This window comes from Nonomuraea sp. NPDC049129 (assembly GCF_040648495.1).
GTDB lineage: Bacteria > Actinomycetota > Actinomycetes > Streptosporangiales > Streptosporangiaceae > Nonomuraea.
In genome coordinates, this window is sequence record NZ_JBEZDU010000001.1 from 645,786 (window position 1) to 661,946 (window position 16,161).

A 16,161-nucleotide genomic window follows, 5' to 3' on the forward strand; every position below is an offset into this window, starting at 1 on the left:
GCTCGGGATAATCGTTCGCCCTGACCGAAACGCCGCTGACAGGATCCACGCCATGCCTGCCTTCTCCGCACCCGACGGAACCACCCTGGCCTACCACGTGTTCGGAGCGGGGACCCCGCTGATCTGCCTGCCGGGCGGCCCGATGCAGGACGCCGACTACCTCGGCGAACTCGGCGGCCTGTCGGCGCATCGACAGCTGATCATGGTGGACCCTCGGGGCACCGGCCGGTCCGCGACACCGGAGGACACCACCTCCTACCGCTGTGACCGGCTGGTCGACGACGTCGAGGCGCTGCGCGAGCACCTCGGTCTTGACCGGATCGACCTGCTCGCGCACTGCGCCGGCGCAAACCTCGCGGCCCTGTACACGGCCCGGCATCCGCGACGCGTCGGCAAACTCGCGCTGATCACGCCGAGCCCCTTCGCCGTCGGCCTCGCGGTCACCGGTGAGGCTCGGCTGGAGGTCGCGCGGCTGCGCGAGGAGGAGCCCTGGTTCGCGGCCGCCTTCGCGGCCCTTGAGGCGATCATGGGCGGCAAGGCCACCGACGGCAGCTGGACGGCCATCGACCCCTTCTTCTACGGCCGGTGGGACGCGGCCGCGCAGGCCCACCACGCCGCTCAGGAGGGTCATCGAAACGACGAGGCCGCCGCCGCCTTCGGCGCCGAGGGCGTCTACGACCCGGCCGCCACCCGCGCGGCACTGGCCGCCTTCGACGCGCCGGTGCTGCTGCTGGCCGGGGAGGTCGACCTGAACACGCCCCCGAGCGTCGTGGCCGAGTACGCCGGGCTGTTCCCCGACGCCGAGTTCGTCGTTCAACCGCGAGCGGGCCACTTCCCGTGGGTCGACAACGCCGACCGGTTCGTGGCGACGACCGCGAAGTTCCTGGGCTGACCCCGATGTTCTTGGGCTGAAACCCGCGGCGTCGCTCGCCGCCCATCTGACGATCAGTCAGGCGCCGACAGCCCCTGTCAGCGAAATGCAAGACCCGTCGGCCACCCTCCTATGGAGCGCTCCACGAGCGGCGCCGGACTTCGGGAGGTAGTGCCATGGGGGCGGAGGCGACCATTCTGCGCGACCTCGTGACCGACGAGCTGGCCCGGTCCGGCGAGGGCGGCTGGGCGATCGAGGCGGCCGATTTCTGGTGCCGGGTCACTCCCGACGGCTATCCGATGCCCGATCAGGGATGGAAGCTGCACGTCTCCGCCACGATGCTGTCGGCTCCTTTCGTACTGGCCCAGGTCGCCCGGGTGCTCATCGAGGCGGGATGCGCCTTCAAGTTCCCCGACCGGCTAGGCGACTACTGGGAGCTGCTCGCCCCGCACTGCGCGCGGGCGCAGGCGGGCAAGTTCGTGACCGCCTACCCGACCAGTGACGCCGAATCTGTCCGCCTGGCCGCCCTCCTCGACGAGGCCACCAGGGGACTGCCTGGCCCGGCGATCCTCTCCGACCGGCCCTACCGCGCGGGCGGCCTCGTCCACTACCGCTATGGCGCCTTCTCCGGGCACCGGACGCTGGGCAACGACGGGTTCTACGAGGTACGACTGCGCGCTCCGGGAGGACAACTGGTCCGCGACGAACGGGCGGCCTCCTTCACCCCGCCGAGCTTCGCGGCCTGCCCTTTCCCTGAACCACCAAAAAAGACCGCAAAAGGGACGTCCGCGGTCATGCTCAACGACCGGTTCGTGGTGCGGGAGGCGATCAGACACGCCAACAGGGGCGGCGTGTACATCGCCGAAGACACGAAGACCGGCCGCGAGGTCGTCATCAAGGAGGGTCGCCCGCATGCCTCCTCCGACCTCAGCGGCCGGGACGCCAAGGACCGGCTGGCTCTCGAACGTTCGGCTCTCGACGACCTAGCCACCACCGGCGGCGTGCCCGCCGTCGTCGACTCCTTCGAACAGGGCGGCCACGCCTTCCTCGCGGAGGAGCTGGTGCCCGGCCAGACCGCGCACCGATGGACGGAGGCGCACGCGACGCCTCTCGGCCGGGACGGCTTCGGCTGCCCGGCCGAGCAGGTCATACCGGTCGTCGCACGCCTGGTCGGCATGCTGCAGAAGGTGCATGAGCAGGGCTACGTCTTCCGGGACCTCTCCCCCGGCAACGTCATGATCCTGCCCGACGGCCAGATCCGGCTCGTCGACCTCGAGTACGCGGCCAAGCGGGACAGCACCGTCATGATCGGCGGCACCCCCGGCTATCTCGCGCCGGAGCTGGCGCCGTACTCCGGAGCCTTCCGCCAGGCGCCCACGGCGGCGGCGGATCTCTACAGCCTCGGCGCGCTGGTGTACTTCCTCGCGGTCGGCGCCGAGCTCGGCCTGGCGGAGGACGAGGAGGCCGGCCCGGCTTGGGGCGCCCGCGCCGGCGACCTCCTGGCCAGGGTCGCCGAGGGCAACCCCGCTCTGGCGGCGCTCCGGCCCATGGTGGCGGGCCTGCTCGCCGAACCCGAGGACCGCTGGACGCTCGACGCCTGCGCGCGCTTCCTGGCCAAGCTCCGAGAGCCCCTCGCGCGACGCGTTCTTCCGTCTCGCGTGAGCGCGGACGACCTGGTCGCCGACGGGCTCGCCTGGCTGGCCGAGACCATGGACGACCGCGCCGACAGCCCGTCCCCCTGGCCCAACATCACCTATGGGCTCGAAGCCGACCCCTGCGCGGTGAGCGCCGGCGCGGCCGGCATCCTCCCGGTCCTCTCTCCCGAACAGGCCGGCACCGTCTCGCGCTGGCTCCGCCGCCGCCTCGCCGAGGAGGACGTCTGGCCGTCCGGCCTCTACGCCGGGCGATCCGGCGCCCTCTGGGCGTTGTACGAGGCGGCGCGGGACGCGGAGTCGAGGGACTTCGCGGTGCGGGCCGCGTACCGGCTGCCGACCGACCATCCCAGCCCCGACATGACCCACGGCCTGGCCGGGTGCGCGATGGCCACCCTGCGCCTGGCCATCCGCGCGGACGACGCCGCGCTGCGCGAGCGGGCCGCGCGGATGTTCCAGAACCTGCACGACGCGCGGTCCTCGCTGGACGGGCGCCCGCAATGGCTGACACCGGCCTCCCATGACTCCAGCCTCGCCGGCACCAATCACTTCGGCTTCGCCCATGGCCTGGCGGGAATCGGCACCGCCCTGCTCTACGGAGGCGTCGCCTTCGGCCAGGCGGAGTGGCTGGAGACCGTGCGCGAGGTGGCCCACACGTTCTACGCGCACGCCGATGTCGAACGGGGTGCGGCCTGGTGGCCGTTCCGGCGTGACGAGCACGAGTCCGTACGGCCGCGCCGCCCCCACTGGTGCAGCGGATCGTCGGGCGTCGGCTCGTTCCTCATCCGCTACTGGCACGCCACCGGCGACCCGATCGCGCTGGAGCTCGCCGAGCAGGCGGCGGTCGCCGTACACCGGACGAGGTGGCAGTCGGGCTCGGTGCTGTGCCACGGCCTGCCGGGCGAAGGCGACTTCCTGCTCGACATGGCCGAATTCACCGGAGACGAGCGGTACCACCGATGGGCGGAGGATCTGGCCACCTGCCTGACCGCGCGGGCCGTCAGGCGCGCGGGCAAGCTGCACGTGCCCGACCGCCTGGGCCGGATCCTGCCGAGCTACCTGGGCGGGGCCGCGGGCGTCCTCGCCTTCCTGCTGCGCCTGCGTCACGGACATCCGCGCCTGTGGATGCTCGACGACGTCATCGGCCGCCCAGCCCATGAGCTCACCGCGCTTCGAGCGCGGTGATACCCGAAGGAACGGAACCAGAGAGAGGGGGGAGAACATGTCTTTCGACGTTCAGGACCTGCAGAACCTGCAGGAGCGTGAGCCGAGCACCTCGGAGTCGGCGCTGCTGAGCAACTGCATCAAGCACCCGGGTTGCACCGACACCAACTAATAGCGAGAGCGGCGTGCGGCTTGGCATCGGCCGCACGCCGTTTCCACATCTCCGAGAGGGCAGGCGTCGTGACGACCCGCAGGATCATCCGGCTGTTCGCGCCGTATCGCCGCGCCGTCCTGCTCGTCGTGCTGCTGGTCGCGATCTTCTCCGCGCTGAACGCGGCCGTGCCGCTGCTGACCCAGGTCGTCTTCGACCGCGCCCTGTTCGGCGCGGGCGGCCCGCGGCCCGGCCTGCTGGCCCTGATCGCCGCTCTCGCGGCGGTCGTCGCGGCCGGGGCGGCGGGCGTCGACCTGGCCCAGGCGTGGATCTCGGCCCGGATGGCCCAGCGGGTCATCCACTCCTTGCGTACGCGGCTGTTCGGCCACCTGCAGCGGATGCCGCTGGGCTTCTTCGCCGCCGCCCGGAGCGGCGAGATCCAGTCGAGGCTGGCCAACGACACCGACCAGATCGAGGACGCGATCAAGGACACGCTGCCCAGCCTGCTCGGCAGCCTGCTCGGGTTCCTGTTCGCGCTGGGGGCGATGTTCTCGCTGTCGTGGCGGCTCGCGGCGGTCACCCTCTGCCTGGCGCCGGCCATCCTGTGGGTCACCGCCCGTTCGGGACGCGCGCTCAAGATCCTCTCCGCCGCCGGCCAGCGCGCCCGCGCGGAGATCGCCTCCATCGCCGCCGAACGCCTCTCCCTGGGCGGCATCACGCTCGCCCGGGTGCACGGGCGCGACGGCCACGAGGCCGCGGTGTTCGCCGCGGAGAGCGAACGGCTGGCCGGGCTGGGCGTCCGCGCGAGCCTGGCCGCTCAGTCGGTGCTGAGCGCGGGGCACATCTTCTTCGTCCTGACTCCGTACATCGTGTTCGTCGCGGCCGGGCTCATGGACGGGATCACGCCCGGCACGCTCATGGCGTTCGTGGTCCTGCAGTCGAGGCTCTACCAGCCGCTCTGGCAGATCCTGCACATCTCGACGGAGTTCCGCACCGCCCAGGCGGCCTTCGAGCGGGTCTTCGAGTACCTGGACCTGCCGCCGGAATCGCCCCCTCCCGTGGGGGGAGCAGGGGCGGGTGAGGTGAGCGTCGCGGGCGCCTCGTACGCCTACGCGGGGCCGCAGGGCGAGACCCGGTGGGCGCTCCGCGAGGTGACCCTCGACCTGCCCGCCGCCTCCGCCACCCTGATCGTCGGCCCGAACGGATCGGGCAAGACGACGCTCGGCCACCTGCTCGCCGGTCTGTACGAACCGGCGGAGGGCTCCGTACGGACCGGCGGGCGCGTCTGCCTGGCCCCACAGGAGGCGCTGCTCTTCCAGGGCTCCATCGCCGACAACCTCCGCTACGCCGCCCCCGACGCCGGCCTGGACGACCTGGTCGCGGCCTGCGCGACCACCAGGATGCACGAGCGGATCATGGCCCTGCCCGACGGCTACGACTCCGTGGTCGGCGAGCGCGGGGCGCTGTTCTCCGGCGGTGAACGTCAGCGCCTCGCCCTCGCCCGCGCGCTCCTGAGCGACGCGCCCGTCCTGGTCCTGGACGAGGCGACGTCCGCGCTCGACCCGCTGGCCGAACGCGAAGTCGTCCACGCGGTTCTGCGGCGCCGCAGGGGGCTGACGACGGTGATGATCACCCATCGGTTCGGGGGCCTGGACGCGTTCGACACGGTCGTCGTACTGGACGGCGGACGCGTGGCCGAGTCGGGCACGCCTCCGGAACTGCTCGGCGACCGGCGCGGCCTGTACGCGCGGATGGTCCGCGCCCAAGCCGTCCAGCGGCGCGCGGAGATCGCCGCTAACATGCGCTGATGCGGGTAAAGCTGCTGTCGTCCCTCAGACGGCTGGCCGCGATGAACCCTTTCATCGTCGACCTGGCTTTCGGCGCGGCGGTCGCCGCCATCACCTTGACGTTCCTGTTCTCCGTGGGCGGGACCGAGGCGGGTTACGCGGAGCGTCCCCTGGACGCCGTCGGCGTGGGATTGACGCTGGTGACCAACCTCGTACTGGCCTGGCGGCGGCGCGCGTCCCTCACCGTGCTGGCGATCTCCTGCGCCGCGGCGTTCGTCTTCCACCTGGCGGGTTACGACTCCAGGTTCAACGAAGTGGCGCCGCTGCTGGCGCTGTACACCGTGGCCAGTCGGTGGCGTCCGGCCGTCTCGCTCCCCTGCGTGCTTCCCATGACGGCCGTCTGGTGGCACGCCGCGTTCCTCGCCCCGCCCGACTTCGCCTGGCCGAACGTCCTGCAGGTGAGCATCATGGTCGCCGTCGCCTGGACGTTCGGCAACAGCACCCGGATGCTGGTCGAACGCAACAAGCAGCTGGCCCACCTCACCGGACGGCTGCGCCAGGAGCAGGAGGACAAGGCGCGGCGCGCCGTCACCGAGGAACGGGTGCGCATCGCCCGCGAACTGCACGACGTGGTCGCCCACCACATGTCGGTCATCGTGATCCAGGCGGGACTCGCCCGGTACGTCTTCGGCACCGACCCCGCCACGGCGCGCGGCGCGCTCACCACCATCGCCGACACCGGCAGCGAGGCCATGGGCGAGATGAGACGACTGCTGTCCGTCCTGCGCATAGAAGCGAGCGACGACACGGATGGCTACGACCCGGCACCCGGTCTGCAACGGCTCGAACAGCTGGTGGAACGGGTGAACTCGGCCGGCCTGCCGGTGAAGATGTCGATCACCGGCGCCGTACGCCCGTTACCTCCAGGAATCGACCTGTGTGCCTACCGGATCGTCCAGGAATCCCTCACCAACGTGCTGAAGCACGCGGGCCCGGCGACGGCGACGGTCTCGCTCCATTACGGCGCCGAGCTGGAGCTGCGCGTCACCGACGACGGCAGCGGGCCGGCCGTCACCCCGGACGGGGATGGTCACGGCCTGATCGGCATGCGCGAACGCGTCAAGCTCTACGGGGGAACGGTCACGGCCGGGCCGAAGCCGACAGGCGGCTTCGAGGTCGCGGTCACCTTGCCCCTGGCCTCCCCGGCTATGGACGATCGCCCTTCACCATGAGGGGGAACCTGCGATACTACACAGCGCCCGCTGAAAAGCCTCCCGGGCCCGCCTTAGAGGCGGGCCCGGGTCATTCTGGCTGTTTCATGAGGCCTTGTCGGGCCGCTCCGAGATGCGGATGGCGTTGACGATCGTCATGCCCTGCCGCGTGGCGAAGCGGACGTTGAGCTGGCCGTCGGTGACCTTCACCGTGTACTGCCTGCTGACGGCCGTGTACGTGCCCGCCTCCAGCGCCAGGTCCAGCGCCGGGATCGCGAGCTGGCCCTCGACGAGGACGTCGAAGACCCGGCGGCCGATCTGCGTCGACTTGACGTCGGCGAAGTCCAGCTCGACGGTGTACGTCCCGGCCGGCACGTTGTCGAAGCGGTATTCCAGCATCCCTTCGCGAGCCGACTTGAACAGCGCCTGGTCGTCGGTGCCCTTGATGGCCTTGGACGAGGTGGTCGTACGGGTCGAGGTGGCGATATACCCGTAGCCGCCGGTGCTGTACTTCTTGTCGGCCGTCCACGCGTCACCGGCGGTGTCGGTCACGGCCTTGGTGCCGCCGGCCTCCAGAGCCACCTGGAGCTTGGGCACCACGACCGTCACCGTGACCTCGATGATCGGCTGCCGCCCGCTGGCCGACTTCACGATCAGCTTGCCCGAGCGGTACGTGCCCGGCTGGACGCCGGTGCTGGACACGCTGACCTTCAGCGTGATCGCCTGCCCCTTGGCCAGATCGCCCGCCGTCGGTGTGACGCCGATCCAGCTCTGCGCCGGGTCGGTGGTGACGGTGTACGCCGTGGGCGAGCCGAGGTTGGTCAGCTCCATCGTGCGGGTCCTGGCGGCGTTCGCGGGCATCACCACGGTCAGCTCGCTGACCGAGGGGCTGACCCGGCCGGTGACCAGCGCGGTGTCGATCCTGGTGACCGTCGTCGGCGCGATGGTCACGGTCTTGGTGAAGGTGCCGTAGTTCTCCTTCGACACCACCACCTCATAGTCGCCGGCCAGGACCTGCCCGTAGAAGGCGCCGTCGTCGCCGGTGGTGTAGGTGGCCACGTCGCCCACCTTGACCGTCGCGCCCGCCAGCGGCTTGCCGTCGTTGGCGTCGGTGACGGTGCCGGTCACCAGGCCGTGCCTGCTCGCGATGAACGTCAGGCCCTGCCCGTTGGACAGCGCGGCCTCCTCGTTGGCGTACTGGAGCGCGTCGGTGCCCGTCGCGTTCTCGATGCCGATCGTGGCGCTGGTGCCCTTGTCGCGCTCGCTCTCGATGTCCTTGTAGCGGTAGCTCATCGTGCCGTCCTCGCCCAGCAGGGCGGCGAACGAGACGCGCTGATCGGTGGCCGAGTAGAACTTCGCGTTGCGCCACTCGATCACGAACTGGCGGTGCGGCGCCGTCCCCGTGACACCGGTGTAGACGCCGCTGTCGGCGTCCACCACCAGGTCGTCCCAGTACGGGTAGACGGCGTTGTTGGGCGTACCAGCGCTGGGCAGCTTGCCGTTGCTGCCGGTGACGACCTTGTCGGTGGCGAAGGTGGCGAACCCGTTGGTGCTGATCCACGCCTTGCTCTGCCCCACCCCGTAGAACGGGACCGGGAACGGCAGCGTCACCTGCTGCGCCTCGTCGTCGCCCGAGAGCGCGAGCTTGTCGGTGCCCGCGACGTACGGGGCGGCGGCGCTGCGGCAGGTGTAGCCGAAGTCGTCGCCGCGCAACGGCAGCTCGACGTCCTTGGTCACGTCCCCGGCCACCGTGACGGACGCCGTGGCGCTGCTGGCGCAGCGGGAGGCCGGAGTGATCGTGAGGTCGTAGGCGCCGTTCGGCAGCGACATCCGGTAACGGCCGGCGGCGTCGGTGACCGCGCTGACGGGCGTGCCGGCCGCCTCGACCTTGGCGCCCGGCTCCGGCGTGCCCGCCGTGGTGATCGTGCCGGTCACCACGCCCGTGGCCTTCTGGGTCATCACCACGTCGGCGGTGGTGCTCTGGTCGGCCGCGATCGTCGCCGTCGCGCTGCCCTTGTCGTAGCCGAACTTCTCCGTGGCGATCTGGTAGTCGCCCGGCAGCAGGCGCGGGACGGCGTACGTCCCGTCCGTACCGGTGACCACCGTACGGCTCAGCGGCCCGGACAGGGTGACCGTGGCACCGGACACCGGGCTGCCCGCGGCGGTGACCGTACCCTTGAGGTCGCCGAGACCCCCGCGCGGCGCGGCGGACACCGCGGCGAAGGCGTCCAGGCGGCCCTCGCCCCAGACGTTGTTGTCGGCGGCGGTGCCGCCGCAACTGGTGTCGTTGACGTCGATCGCGGTGCTGTCGAGCAGCGGCCGGGTGGCGGCCACGTCACCCTGGAGCCCCGGCGACGCCGACCAGATCAGCGCCACCGTCGCGGCCAGGTGCGGCGAGGCCATCGACGTGCCCGTGTAGCTGTCGTAGCCGTTGCCGGGCACCGACGAGCGGACGTCCACGGCGGGGGCGGCCAGGTTCGGCTTGATCTCGCCGTTCTCGCCCTCGCCCTTGCTGGAGCGGGCGTACAGGACGTTGTTGACGTCGAAGCCGCCCGCGCTGTAGCTGTTCACGTACTGGCCGGGCGAGCCGCTGGTCCGGCAGGCGGGCCCCTCGTTGCCGTTGGCGAAGGCCGGGAAGATGCCGGCGGCGACCCACGCGTCGACGATCTCCTTGTACCAGGGGTCGAAGCCCACGCCGCCCCAGGAGTTGTTGACGATGTCGGGGGCCAGGTCGGGGCGCGGGTTGGCGCCGTTCAGGTCGGTGGGGGCGAGCATCCACTGGCCGGCGGCGAGCAGCGAGGCGTCCGTGCAGGTGTTGACCTCACAGCCCTTGGCGGCGATCCACTTGGCGCCGGGCGCCACCCCGATGCCGTTGACGCCGACCATGGTGCCCATGACGTGCGTGCCGTGCCCGAGGTTGTCGCAGGGCGCCGCGCTCGGGCAGATGTGCGCCGGGTCGAACCAGTTGTAATTGTGGTCGACGGAGCCGTCAGGGCTCCGGCCGCGGTAGGCGGCGGCCAGCTCGGGGTGGTCGAACTGGGCGCCGGAGTCGATGGTGCCGACCACGATGCCCTCGCCGCGGTCGCCGAGCTCGTTCCAGACGCGCGGGGCGTTGACGCGGTCGATGTTCCACTCGACGGCGTTGACCTTCGCCTCGGCCTTGCCGGGCGCCGGCTTCGGCAGCGACACGGTCCGTACGGGGTCGATCCGGTCCACTTCCGGCAGGTTGGCGATCTCGGCCGCCAGCTTGGGGTCGGCGGTCACTCTGACGGCGTTGACGATCCAGTACGGGGTGTAGTCGGCCTTGTGGGAGTCCAGAAGCTTGCGCAGGGCCGCCTGCGAGCTGCCGGCCTTGGCGGTCTTGGCCTCGAAGACCTGCTCGGCCTTGTCGTCCTTGGTCGTGGCCCGGCGGGCGCCGCTGAGGTCGGCGGTGCCCTTCAGGCGTACCCAGAAGGTGGCCTTTCCGTCCGCTGCCAGGTCGGCCTGGACGGATTGATTGATCTTTCCCGGATCGGGCGCGGCTTGGGCCACGCCCTGGGGGAGGATGAGGGTGACAGCGGCGGCGACCGCGATCAAGATCGCACGCCAATGGGGGGTGGACGGCACACGCTCTCCTTCACGCCATGGAGTAGAGCTGATCTTTACGCCTATGGGGAGAAGAGTGAAGAGAACGTGTCAGCTTTGCAAGGGCCCGACCATAACAAGACACGACTTGTCATGAAATGTGATCTGGTAACTGCAGGGGACGGCCGCGCTGCCCGACCTCGTGCGTGCAACCGACGCGCACACAGCGGGTGCATCTTGACCACGCCTACGGAGACGGCGTCGGCGACCAGAGTCCGGCCGCGGTTCCGTCCTCGACATGCTTGCGATAGGTGAGGACCTTGCCATGGATGATCTCCAGGCTCGCCGTCAAGTCGGCGATCTTGTCCCGGACGGTTCTCTCATGCTCCTCCAAGAGCGCGAGCCGCTCCGGCTCGTTGCCCGGACCTGATCGAACCAGCCGGGCGAACCTCTTCACGCCGGCGATGGGCATGCCGGAGTCCCGCAGCCGGTTGCACAGCAGGAGCCACTCCACATCCTCCGGGTCATAGACCCGCTGCCCCCCGACTGTGCGCGGGATCGGGCGGAGGAAGAGCTCCTCCCGTTCGAAGAACCGCAGCGCGTGCACACCCAGCCCGGTCGCCTTCGCGACGTCGCCGATGGAAAGCCCGTCTCCAGTTGCGTTCTTACTCATGCCGTTCCGCCTAGCTTGACCTAGATTGCAGTCTAGATTCTAACGTTCGAGGCATGGCAATCACGCAACACAAGATCGGTTCGGGATTCGACGCGCACAGCACCGCGAACGACGTTCTAGCCGGTATCCAGCTATCCGGCAAGAACGTCCTGGTCACCGGCGGTTACTCGGGACTCGGCCTGGAGGCCACAAGCGCGCTGGTCCGCGCCGGGGCACACGTCATCGTGCCCGCCCGCCGTCCTGCGGTGGCGAGGCAGGCGCTGTCCGGCGTCCCGCGAACGGAGGTGCACGAGCTCGACCTGTCGGACGCCGACAGCATCCGGACGTTCAGCCACCGGTTCCTGGAAACCGGCCGCACCCTCGACATCCTCATCAACAACGCGGGCGTCATGGCCTACCCGCACAGGCTCATCGCTTCCGGTTGGGAAGCGCACTTCGCCATCAACCACCTCGGTCACTTCGCTCTGGTCAACCGGCTGCGCCCGGCGCTGTCCCCCACCGGGGCACGAGTGGTGTCCGTGGCCTCGTCCGGGCACTTCCTGTCCGACATCCGCTGGGACGACCCGCACTTCCGCCACGGCTACGACCATTGGTCGGCCTACGGGCAGTCCAAGACGGCCAACGCCTTGTTCGCCGTCCACCTCGACACCCTCGGCGCGGCCAGTGGCGTGCATGCCTTCGCGGTGCACCCCGGCAGCATCCTCACTGAACTGCAACGGCGCATCCCCCAAGAAGAGCAGATCGCCCAGGGCTGGATCACCCGGGACGGCCGGCACGCCGACGGTTTCAAGACTCCAGCCCAGGGCGCGGCGACGGCCGTATGGGCGGCCACCTCGCCCCTGCTCGACGAGCACGGCGGCGCCTACTGCCAGGACTGCGACGTCGCAGAGCCCGCGATCACCGATGACATGCTCATCGGCGGTGTCAAGCCGTGGGCGGTCGATCCCGACTCCGCATCCCGGCTCTGGGCGCTCTCCAGCGAACTCACCGGGCTGGATCGCTTCTCCTGACTCGGGGGTGAGGTCACCACGCGCCCTGGCTGGATCGTCTAGACCTGGTTGGGGATCTGGTTGGGGATCGCCCCGCCGTAGCGCCTGTCGCGCTTGGCGAAGGTCTCGCACGCCTCCCAGAGATCGCGGCGGTCGAAGTCCGGCCAGAGCCGGTCGAGGAACACCATCTCGGCGTAGGCCGACTGCCACAGTAGGAAGTTGGAGAACCGCTGCTCCCCCGACGACCGTACGAACAGGTCGACCTCCGGGATCTCCGGCTCGTCCAGATAACGGGCGAAGACCTTCTCGTTGACCTTCGACGGCTTGACCCGGCCCGCCGCGATGTCATCGGCCAGCCGTAGCGCCGCCTCGACGATCTCCGCCTGGCCGCCGTAGTTGACGCAGAACTGCAACGTCAGCTTGCGGTTGTCCTTGGTCAGCTCCTCGGCGGTCTGCAGCTCGGAGATCACGCTCTTCCACAGGCGGCCCGGCTTGCCCGCCCAGCGCACCCGTACACCCATCGCGTGCAACTCGTCACGGCGGCGGCGGATGACGTCGCGGTTGAAGCCCATGAGGAAGCGGACCTCGTCGGGCGACCGCTTCCAGTTCTCCGTGGAGAAGGCGTACGCGGACAGGTAGGGAATGCCCAGCTCCAGCGCACCCTCAATAACGTCGAACAGCGACGCCTCGCCGGCCTTGTGCCCTTCGGTGCGCGGCAACCCGCGGGCCTTGGCCCAGCGGCCGTTGCCGTCCATGATGATCGCCACATGCTTGGGCACCAGGTCACGCGGAATCGGCGGCGCAACCGCGCCGGACGGATGCGGGGTCGGGGGTCGGACATTCACGCAGGCTCCCTTTCGACGTGTCGGAGAGAGCGTATTCCGTGCTCGAGGTGCCATTGGAGGTATGCGGCGACGAGGCCGCTGCACTCGCCGCGATGCCGTGACTGCGACGCGTCGGCCGTGGCCCAGTCGCCGCGCAGCAGCGCGGTCATGAGCCCGATCGTCTCCCCCGCGGGCACCACCGACCCGGACGGTTTGCACGCCCCGCACACCACGCCACCGGCCACGATGGCGAACGCCCTGATCGCCGGGGCCTGGCACCGGGCGCACGCGTCCAGCGCGGGGGCGTAGCCGGCGACCGCCAGGGAGCGCAGGAAATAGGCGTCGAGCACCAGCCTGGCCTCGTGCTCGCCGTCGGCCAGCGTACGGAGCCCGCCCACCAGCAGCAGGAACTGCCGCAGCGCCGGCTCCTTCTCGCCCTGCGTGAGCCGGTCGGCGGTCTCCAGCATCGCCGTGCCCGCGGTGTAGCGGGGATAGTCGATCGCCAGCGCCTCGCCGTAGGGCCTGATGGTCTCCGCCTGTGTGACGACGTCGAGCGTGCGGCCGGTGTGCAGCTGCAGGTCGACGTGGGTGAACGGCTCCAGCCTGGCCCCGAAGCGCGAGGTGGTGCGGCGCACGCCCTTGGCCACGGCGCGGACCTTGCCGGTGCGCTTGGCCAGGATGGTGACGATGCGATCGGCCTCACCGAGCTTCTGCGTGCGCAGAACCACGCCTTCGTCACGATAGAGACTCACTCGCCCATCCTATGGCGCGCCAAGGTCATGCTCGGGTGGAGTGGCTTCGCGAAGCCCGGGTGGAGTGGCTTCGCGAAGCCCGGGTGGAACGGTGGGGCGATGCCCGGCTGGAACGGCTTCGCAGAGCGCGGATGGAGCGACTTTGCGCAACCCTCACTAGACTTTGACGTCCGTCCCCGCTCTACCCGTTGTTCAACCCCCCGCAACCGCCTCGAAAGGGAGTCATGACCCGCGTGGTCCTGCTGGGCTCTTCGCCCGGCCCCGACACCGCTCCGACCGGCCTGAGGCTGGCCGCGCTGCCTGGCAATCCCACCGTGGCCGAACGGCTGCGCAGCCAGATCCTCTCCCTGGATCCGCAGCCGGCCACGATCGAGCCCGGCGACGTGGCCTCCGCTCTGCGCGCGCTGGCCGACGTAGCCGAGTCCGCAACGGAGAACCTGTTCCTGATCCCGGACAACTCGATCGTCCACGACGAGCTGATCTACCAGATCACCAAGGCCAAGCGCGGCGCGCTGGCCCTCGTCGCCAAGGAGCCGCGCCCGGACGTGGTCGACCAGGCGCAAGAGGAGATCGTCCCGATCGACGAGGCGGAGCCCGAGATCGGGCTCAACAGGCTCGAAGGGCTGCCCGTCCGCGCACGCGCCGGCAAGTCCCGCATCATCTCCGTCGGCACCGCCAACCACGCCGTGACCAGGCCCAACACGGCGCTGCTCGGCCCCCTCCACGTGAGCGCGCGCAACGCTCCCATGCTGGCGGAGACCTGCCGCGAGCTCGCCGACATGGCCGACTCGTTCGGCGCCGACGACGACCTGATCCAGCTGATCGTCTTCGGCCTGGTCCGCAAGGGCGTGTCCGTCGGCATCCGCGGCCGCCGCGACCTCTTCTACCGCCGGGTCACCACCCGGGAGGAGGTCAACGAGGCCGGCACCGAGATGTCCGGCATCGACGAGGACCGGGCCAGACTCAACAACGCGGTCAAGGGTGCGGATGGCTTCTTCACCACCTATTTCGTCTCCACCTACTCCCGCTTCATCGCCCGCTGGGCCGCCCGTCGCGGCCTGACGCCCAACCAGGTGACGCTGATCTCGATCACGCTCGGCGTGCTCGCCGCGGCCTGCTTCGCCACCGGCGCCCGGCCGTGGATGGTGGCCGGCGGCGTGCTGATCTACTTCGCCTTCGTCTTCGACTGCGTCGACGGCCAGGTCGCCCGCTACGCCCGTAAGTTCGGCGTGCTCGGCGCGTGGCTCGACGCCACCTTCGACCGCTTCAAGGAATACGTCGTCTTCGCCGGCCTGGCCATCGGCTGGGTCGTCTCGGGCAACGGCGATGACATCTGGATTCTCGCGCTGGCGGCGCTCGGCCTGCAGTCCACCCGCCACCTGCTCGACTTCTCCTTCGGTGTCTCCAACCGCCGCAAACCGCCCGCCCAGCTGCCCACGCTTCCCCTGGACGCCCCCGACGACCGCGCCCTGCGCAAGGCGCTGGAACGTCGTAAGGTGGAGCGCAGTCAGGGCATCCGCGGCGTGCTCAAGATGTGGACCCGCGCCGGGCGGTTCCGAGCGGTGCACTGGGCGCGTAAGATGATCGTCTTCCCCATCGGCGAGCGGTTCGCGGCCATCGCGATCACCGCCGCCCTCTTCGACGCCCGCATCACCTTCCTCACCCTGGTGATCTGGGGCTCCGTCGCCGCCGCCTACACCCTCACCGGACGCCTCATGAGGTCGCTCGCATGATCACCGCACCACTGGCCGCAGCTACCCCCACGCCGGATCCCGACGAGGAACGCCGCCGCATCCAGACCGCCCGCCTCCTCGCCTACCGCGACGACGGCCCCCTCGTACACGCGCTGGCGGGCCGCATCGGCAAGGGCATCCCGCCGGTCCCGGCCACCTTCGTCGCCCTGCTGGCGGTGGTGGCCGTGACGGTCACCGGCGTACTGAAGCCGGGCCCGATCCTGCTCCTGCCGCCGCTGATCGTCCTCCTGCTGGTCCTCCCGACCGCGCCCCGCGACCACCTGGGCCGCCTCGACTGGCTCACCCCACCGCTGCTGCGCGGCGCCGAATTCCTCACGATCATCGCGGTGGGGCTGGCGGCCGACGTACCGAAGTGGCTGCTGTTCGTGCTCGTGTACGTGGTGGGCTACCACACGTACGACACCGTCTACCGGACGCGGCAGAGCATCTGGCCGCCCGCCTGGGTCTTCCACGCGGGGCTCGGCTGGGAGCTACGCCTGCTGATCATCGGTGTCGGCGCGGCACTGGGCGTACTGACGCCGGTGCTGGCGGTACTGACGGCGTACCTGTTCGTACTGTTCGCGGTGGAGAGCGTGACCAGCTGGGTCCGCCTCGACAAGGCGTCCGCCCAGGCAGGCGCCGACGCCGAACAGGACCTGGAGGCGTCCCCGGAGGACGCCATGGAACAGGCCACCGGAGAGGCCGAGAAGGGCTGACTCCCTTCCCTCCCCTTGCACCACCCCTGTGTTTCATGCGGGGGTGGTGTTTTTCTTTCTGAGCGAGTTAGCAG

The 16,161-nt window shown here is 70.2% G+C and carries 11 protein-coding genes; 7 read left to right on the forward strand and 4 right to left on the reverse strand.

All coding sequences use genetic code 11. The features are described 5' to 3' along the window. Positions 1-52 precede the first annotated feature (52 nt). From AB0B64_RS02785 to AB0B64_RS02800, 4 genes are all read left to right on the forward strand, one after another. On the forward strand, positions 53-892 hold the full coding sequence (locus AB0B64_RS02785; RefSeq protein WP_358174174.1) for an alpha/beta hydrolase: 840 nt from the start codon (positions 53-55) through the stop codon (positions 890-892). 155 nt (positions 893-1,047) lie between these two features. After that, the gene (gene lanL / locus AB0B64_RS02790; protein ID WP_358174177.1) at positions 1,048-3,708 is read left to right on the forward strand and encodes a class IV lanthionine synthetase LanL; all 2,661 of its coding nucleotides are present in this window, start codon (positions 1,048-1,050) and stop codon (positions 3,706-3,708) included. A gap of 219 nt (positions 3,709-3,927) precedes the next feature. Then, positions 3,928-5,646 carry an ABC transporter ATP-binding protein gene (locus AB0B64_RS02795; RefSeq protein WP_358174180.1) on the forward strand — a complete coding sequence of 573 codons (1,719 nt, stop codon included), beginning with the start codon at positions 3,928-3,930 and terminating at the stop codon, positions 5,644-5,646. Then, the gene (locus tag AB0B64_RS02800) at positions 5,646-6,857 is read left to right on the forward strand and encodes a sensor histidine kinase (protein WP_357947543.1); all 1,212 of its coding nucleotides are present in this window, start codon (positions 5,646-5,648) and stop codon (positions 6,855-6,857) included. Before AB0B64_RS02795 ends, AB0B64_RS02800 begins: the two co-directional genes overlap by 1 nt. Positions 6,858-6,941: 84 nt before the next feature. On the opposite strand, the gene AB0B64_RS02805 is transcribed toward AB0B64_RS02800, so the two are convergent. Together AB0B64_RS02805 and AB0B64_RS02810 are read right to left on the reverse strand one after the other, a co-directional pair. After that, complete coding sequence (locus AB0B64_RS02805) at positions 6,942-10,442, reverse strand: S8 family serine peptidase (RefSeq protein WP_358174183.1); 3,501 nt, start codon at positions 10,440-10,442, stop codon at positions 6,942-6,944. A 205-nt stretch (positions 10,443-10,647) separates the two neighbouring features. Continuing rightward, positions 10,648-11,073 (reverse strand): MerR family transcriptional regulator, encoded by a 426-nt coding sequence (locus AB0B64_RS02810; RefSeq protein WP_358174186.1) that lies wholly within the window; start codon positions 11,071-11,073, stop codon positions 10,648-10,650. Between the two features lie 53 nt (positions 11,074-11,126). On the opposite strand from AB0B64_RS02810, the gene AB0B64_RS02815 reads away from it, so the two are divergent. Further along, a complete protein-coding gene (locus AB0B64_RS02815) occupies positions 11,127-12,083 on the forward strand; it encodes an SDR family NAD(P)-dependent oxidoreductase (RefSeq protein WP_357947534.1) in 957 nt (318 codons plus the stop codon). A gap of 38 nt (positions 12,084-12,121) precedes the next feature. On the opposite strand, the gene AB0B64_RS02820 is transcribed toward AB0B64_RS02815, so the two are convergent. Together AB0B64_RS02820 and recO are read right to left on the reverse strand one after the other, a co-directional pair. Further along, positions 12,122-12,907 carry an isoprenyl transferase gene (locus AB0B64_RS02820; protein WP_358174189.1) on the reverse strand — a complete coding sequence of 262 codons (786 nt, stop codon included), beginning with the start codon at positions 12,905-12,907 and terminating at the stop codon, positions 12,122-12,124. Then, complete coding sequence (gene recO / locus AB0B64_RS02825; RefSeq protein WP_357947528.1) at positions 12,904-13,638, reverse strand: DNA repair protein RecO; 735 nt, start codon at positions 13,636-13,638, stop codon at positions 12,904-12,906. The genes AB0B64_RS02820 and recO overlap by 4 nt, the downstream gene beginning before the upstream one ends. A 224-nt stretch (positions 13,639-13,862) precedes the next feature. On the opposite strand from recO, the gene AB0B64_RS02830 reads away from it, so the two are divergent. Beyond that, positions 13,863-15,371 (forward strand): CDP-alcohol phosphatidyltransferase family protein, encoded by a 1,509-nt coding sequence (locus AB0B64_RS02830; RefSeq protein ID WP_358174191.1) that lies wholly within the window; start codon positions 13,863-13,865, stop codon positions 15,369-15,371. Further along, complete coding sequence (locus AB0B64_RS02835) at positions 15,368-16,087, forward strand: DUF5941 domain-containing protein (RefSeq protein ID WP_357947522.1); 720 nt, start codon at positions 15,368-15,370, stop codon at positions 16,085-16,087. The genes AB0B64_RS02830 and AB0B64_RS02835 overlap by 4 nt, the downstream gene beginning before the upstream one ends. Positions 16,088-16,161 lie beyond the last annotated feature (74 nt).

What these genes read in the sequence shown, in the direction of transcription:
- AB0B64_RS02835 (WP_357947522.1), top strand. Translation starts at nt 15,368, where the DNA reads ATGATCACCGCACCACTGGCCGCAGCTACCCCCACGCCGGATCCCGAC.
- AB0B64_RS02830 (WP_358174191.1), top strand. Translation starts at nt 13,863, where the DNA reads ATGACCCGCGTGGTCCTGCTGGGCTCTTCGCCCGGCCCCGACACCGCT.
- AB0B64_RS02810 (WP_358174186.1), bottom strand. Translation starts at nt 11,073, where the DNA reads ATGAGTAAGAACGCAACTGGAGACGGGCTTTCCATCGGCGACGTCGCG.
- AB0B64_RS02815 (WP_357947534.1), top strand. Translation starts at nt 11,127, where the DNA reads ATGGCAATCACGCAACACAAGATCGGTTCGGGATTCGACGCGCACAGC.
- AB0B64_RS02785 (WP_358174174.1), top strand. Translation starts at nt 53, where the DNA reads ATGCCTGCCTTCTCCGCACCCGACGGAACCACCCTGGCCTACCACGTG.
- lanL (WP_358174177.1), top strand. Translation starts at nt 1,048, where the DNA reads ATGGGGGCGGAGGCGACCATTCTGCGCGACCTCGTGACCGACGAGCTG.
- AB0B64_RS02800 (WP_357947543.1), top strand. Translation starts at nt 5,646, where the DNA reads ATGCGGGTAAAGCTGCTGTCGTCCCTCAGACGGCTGGCCGCGATGAAC.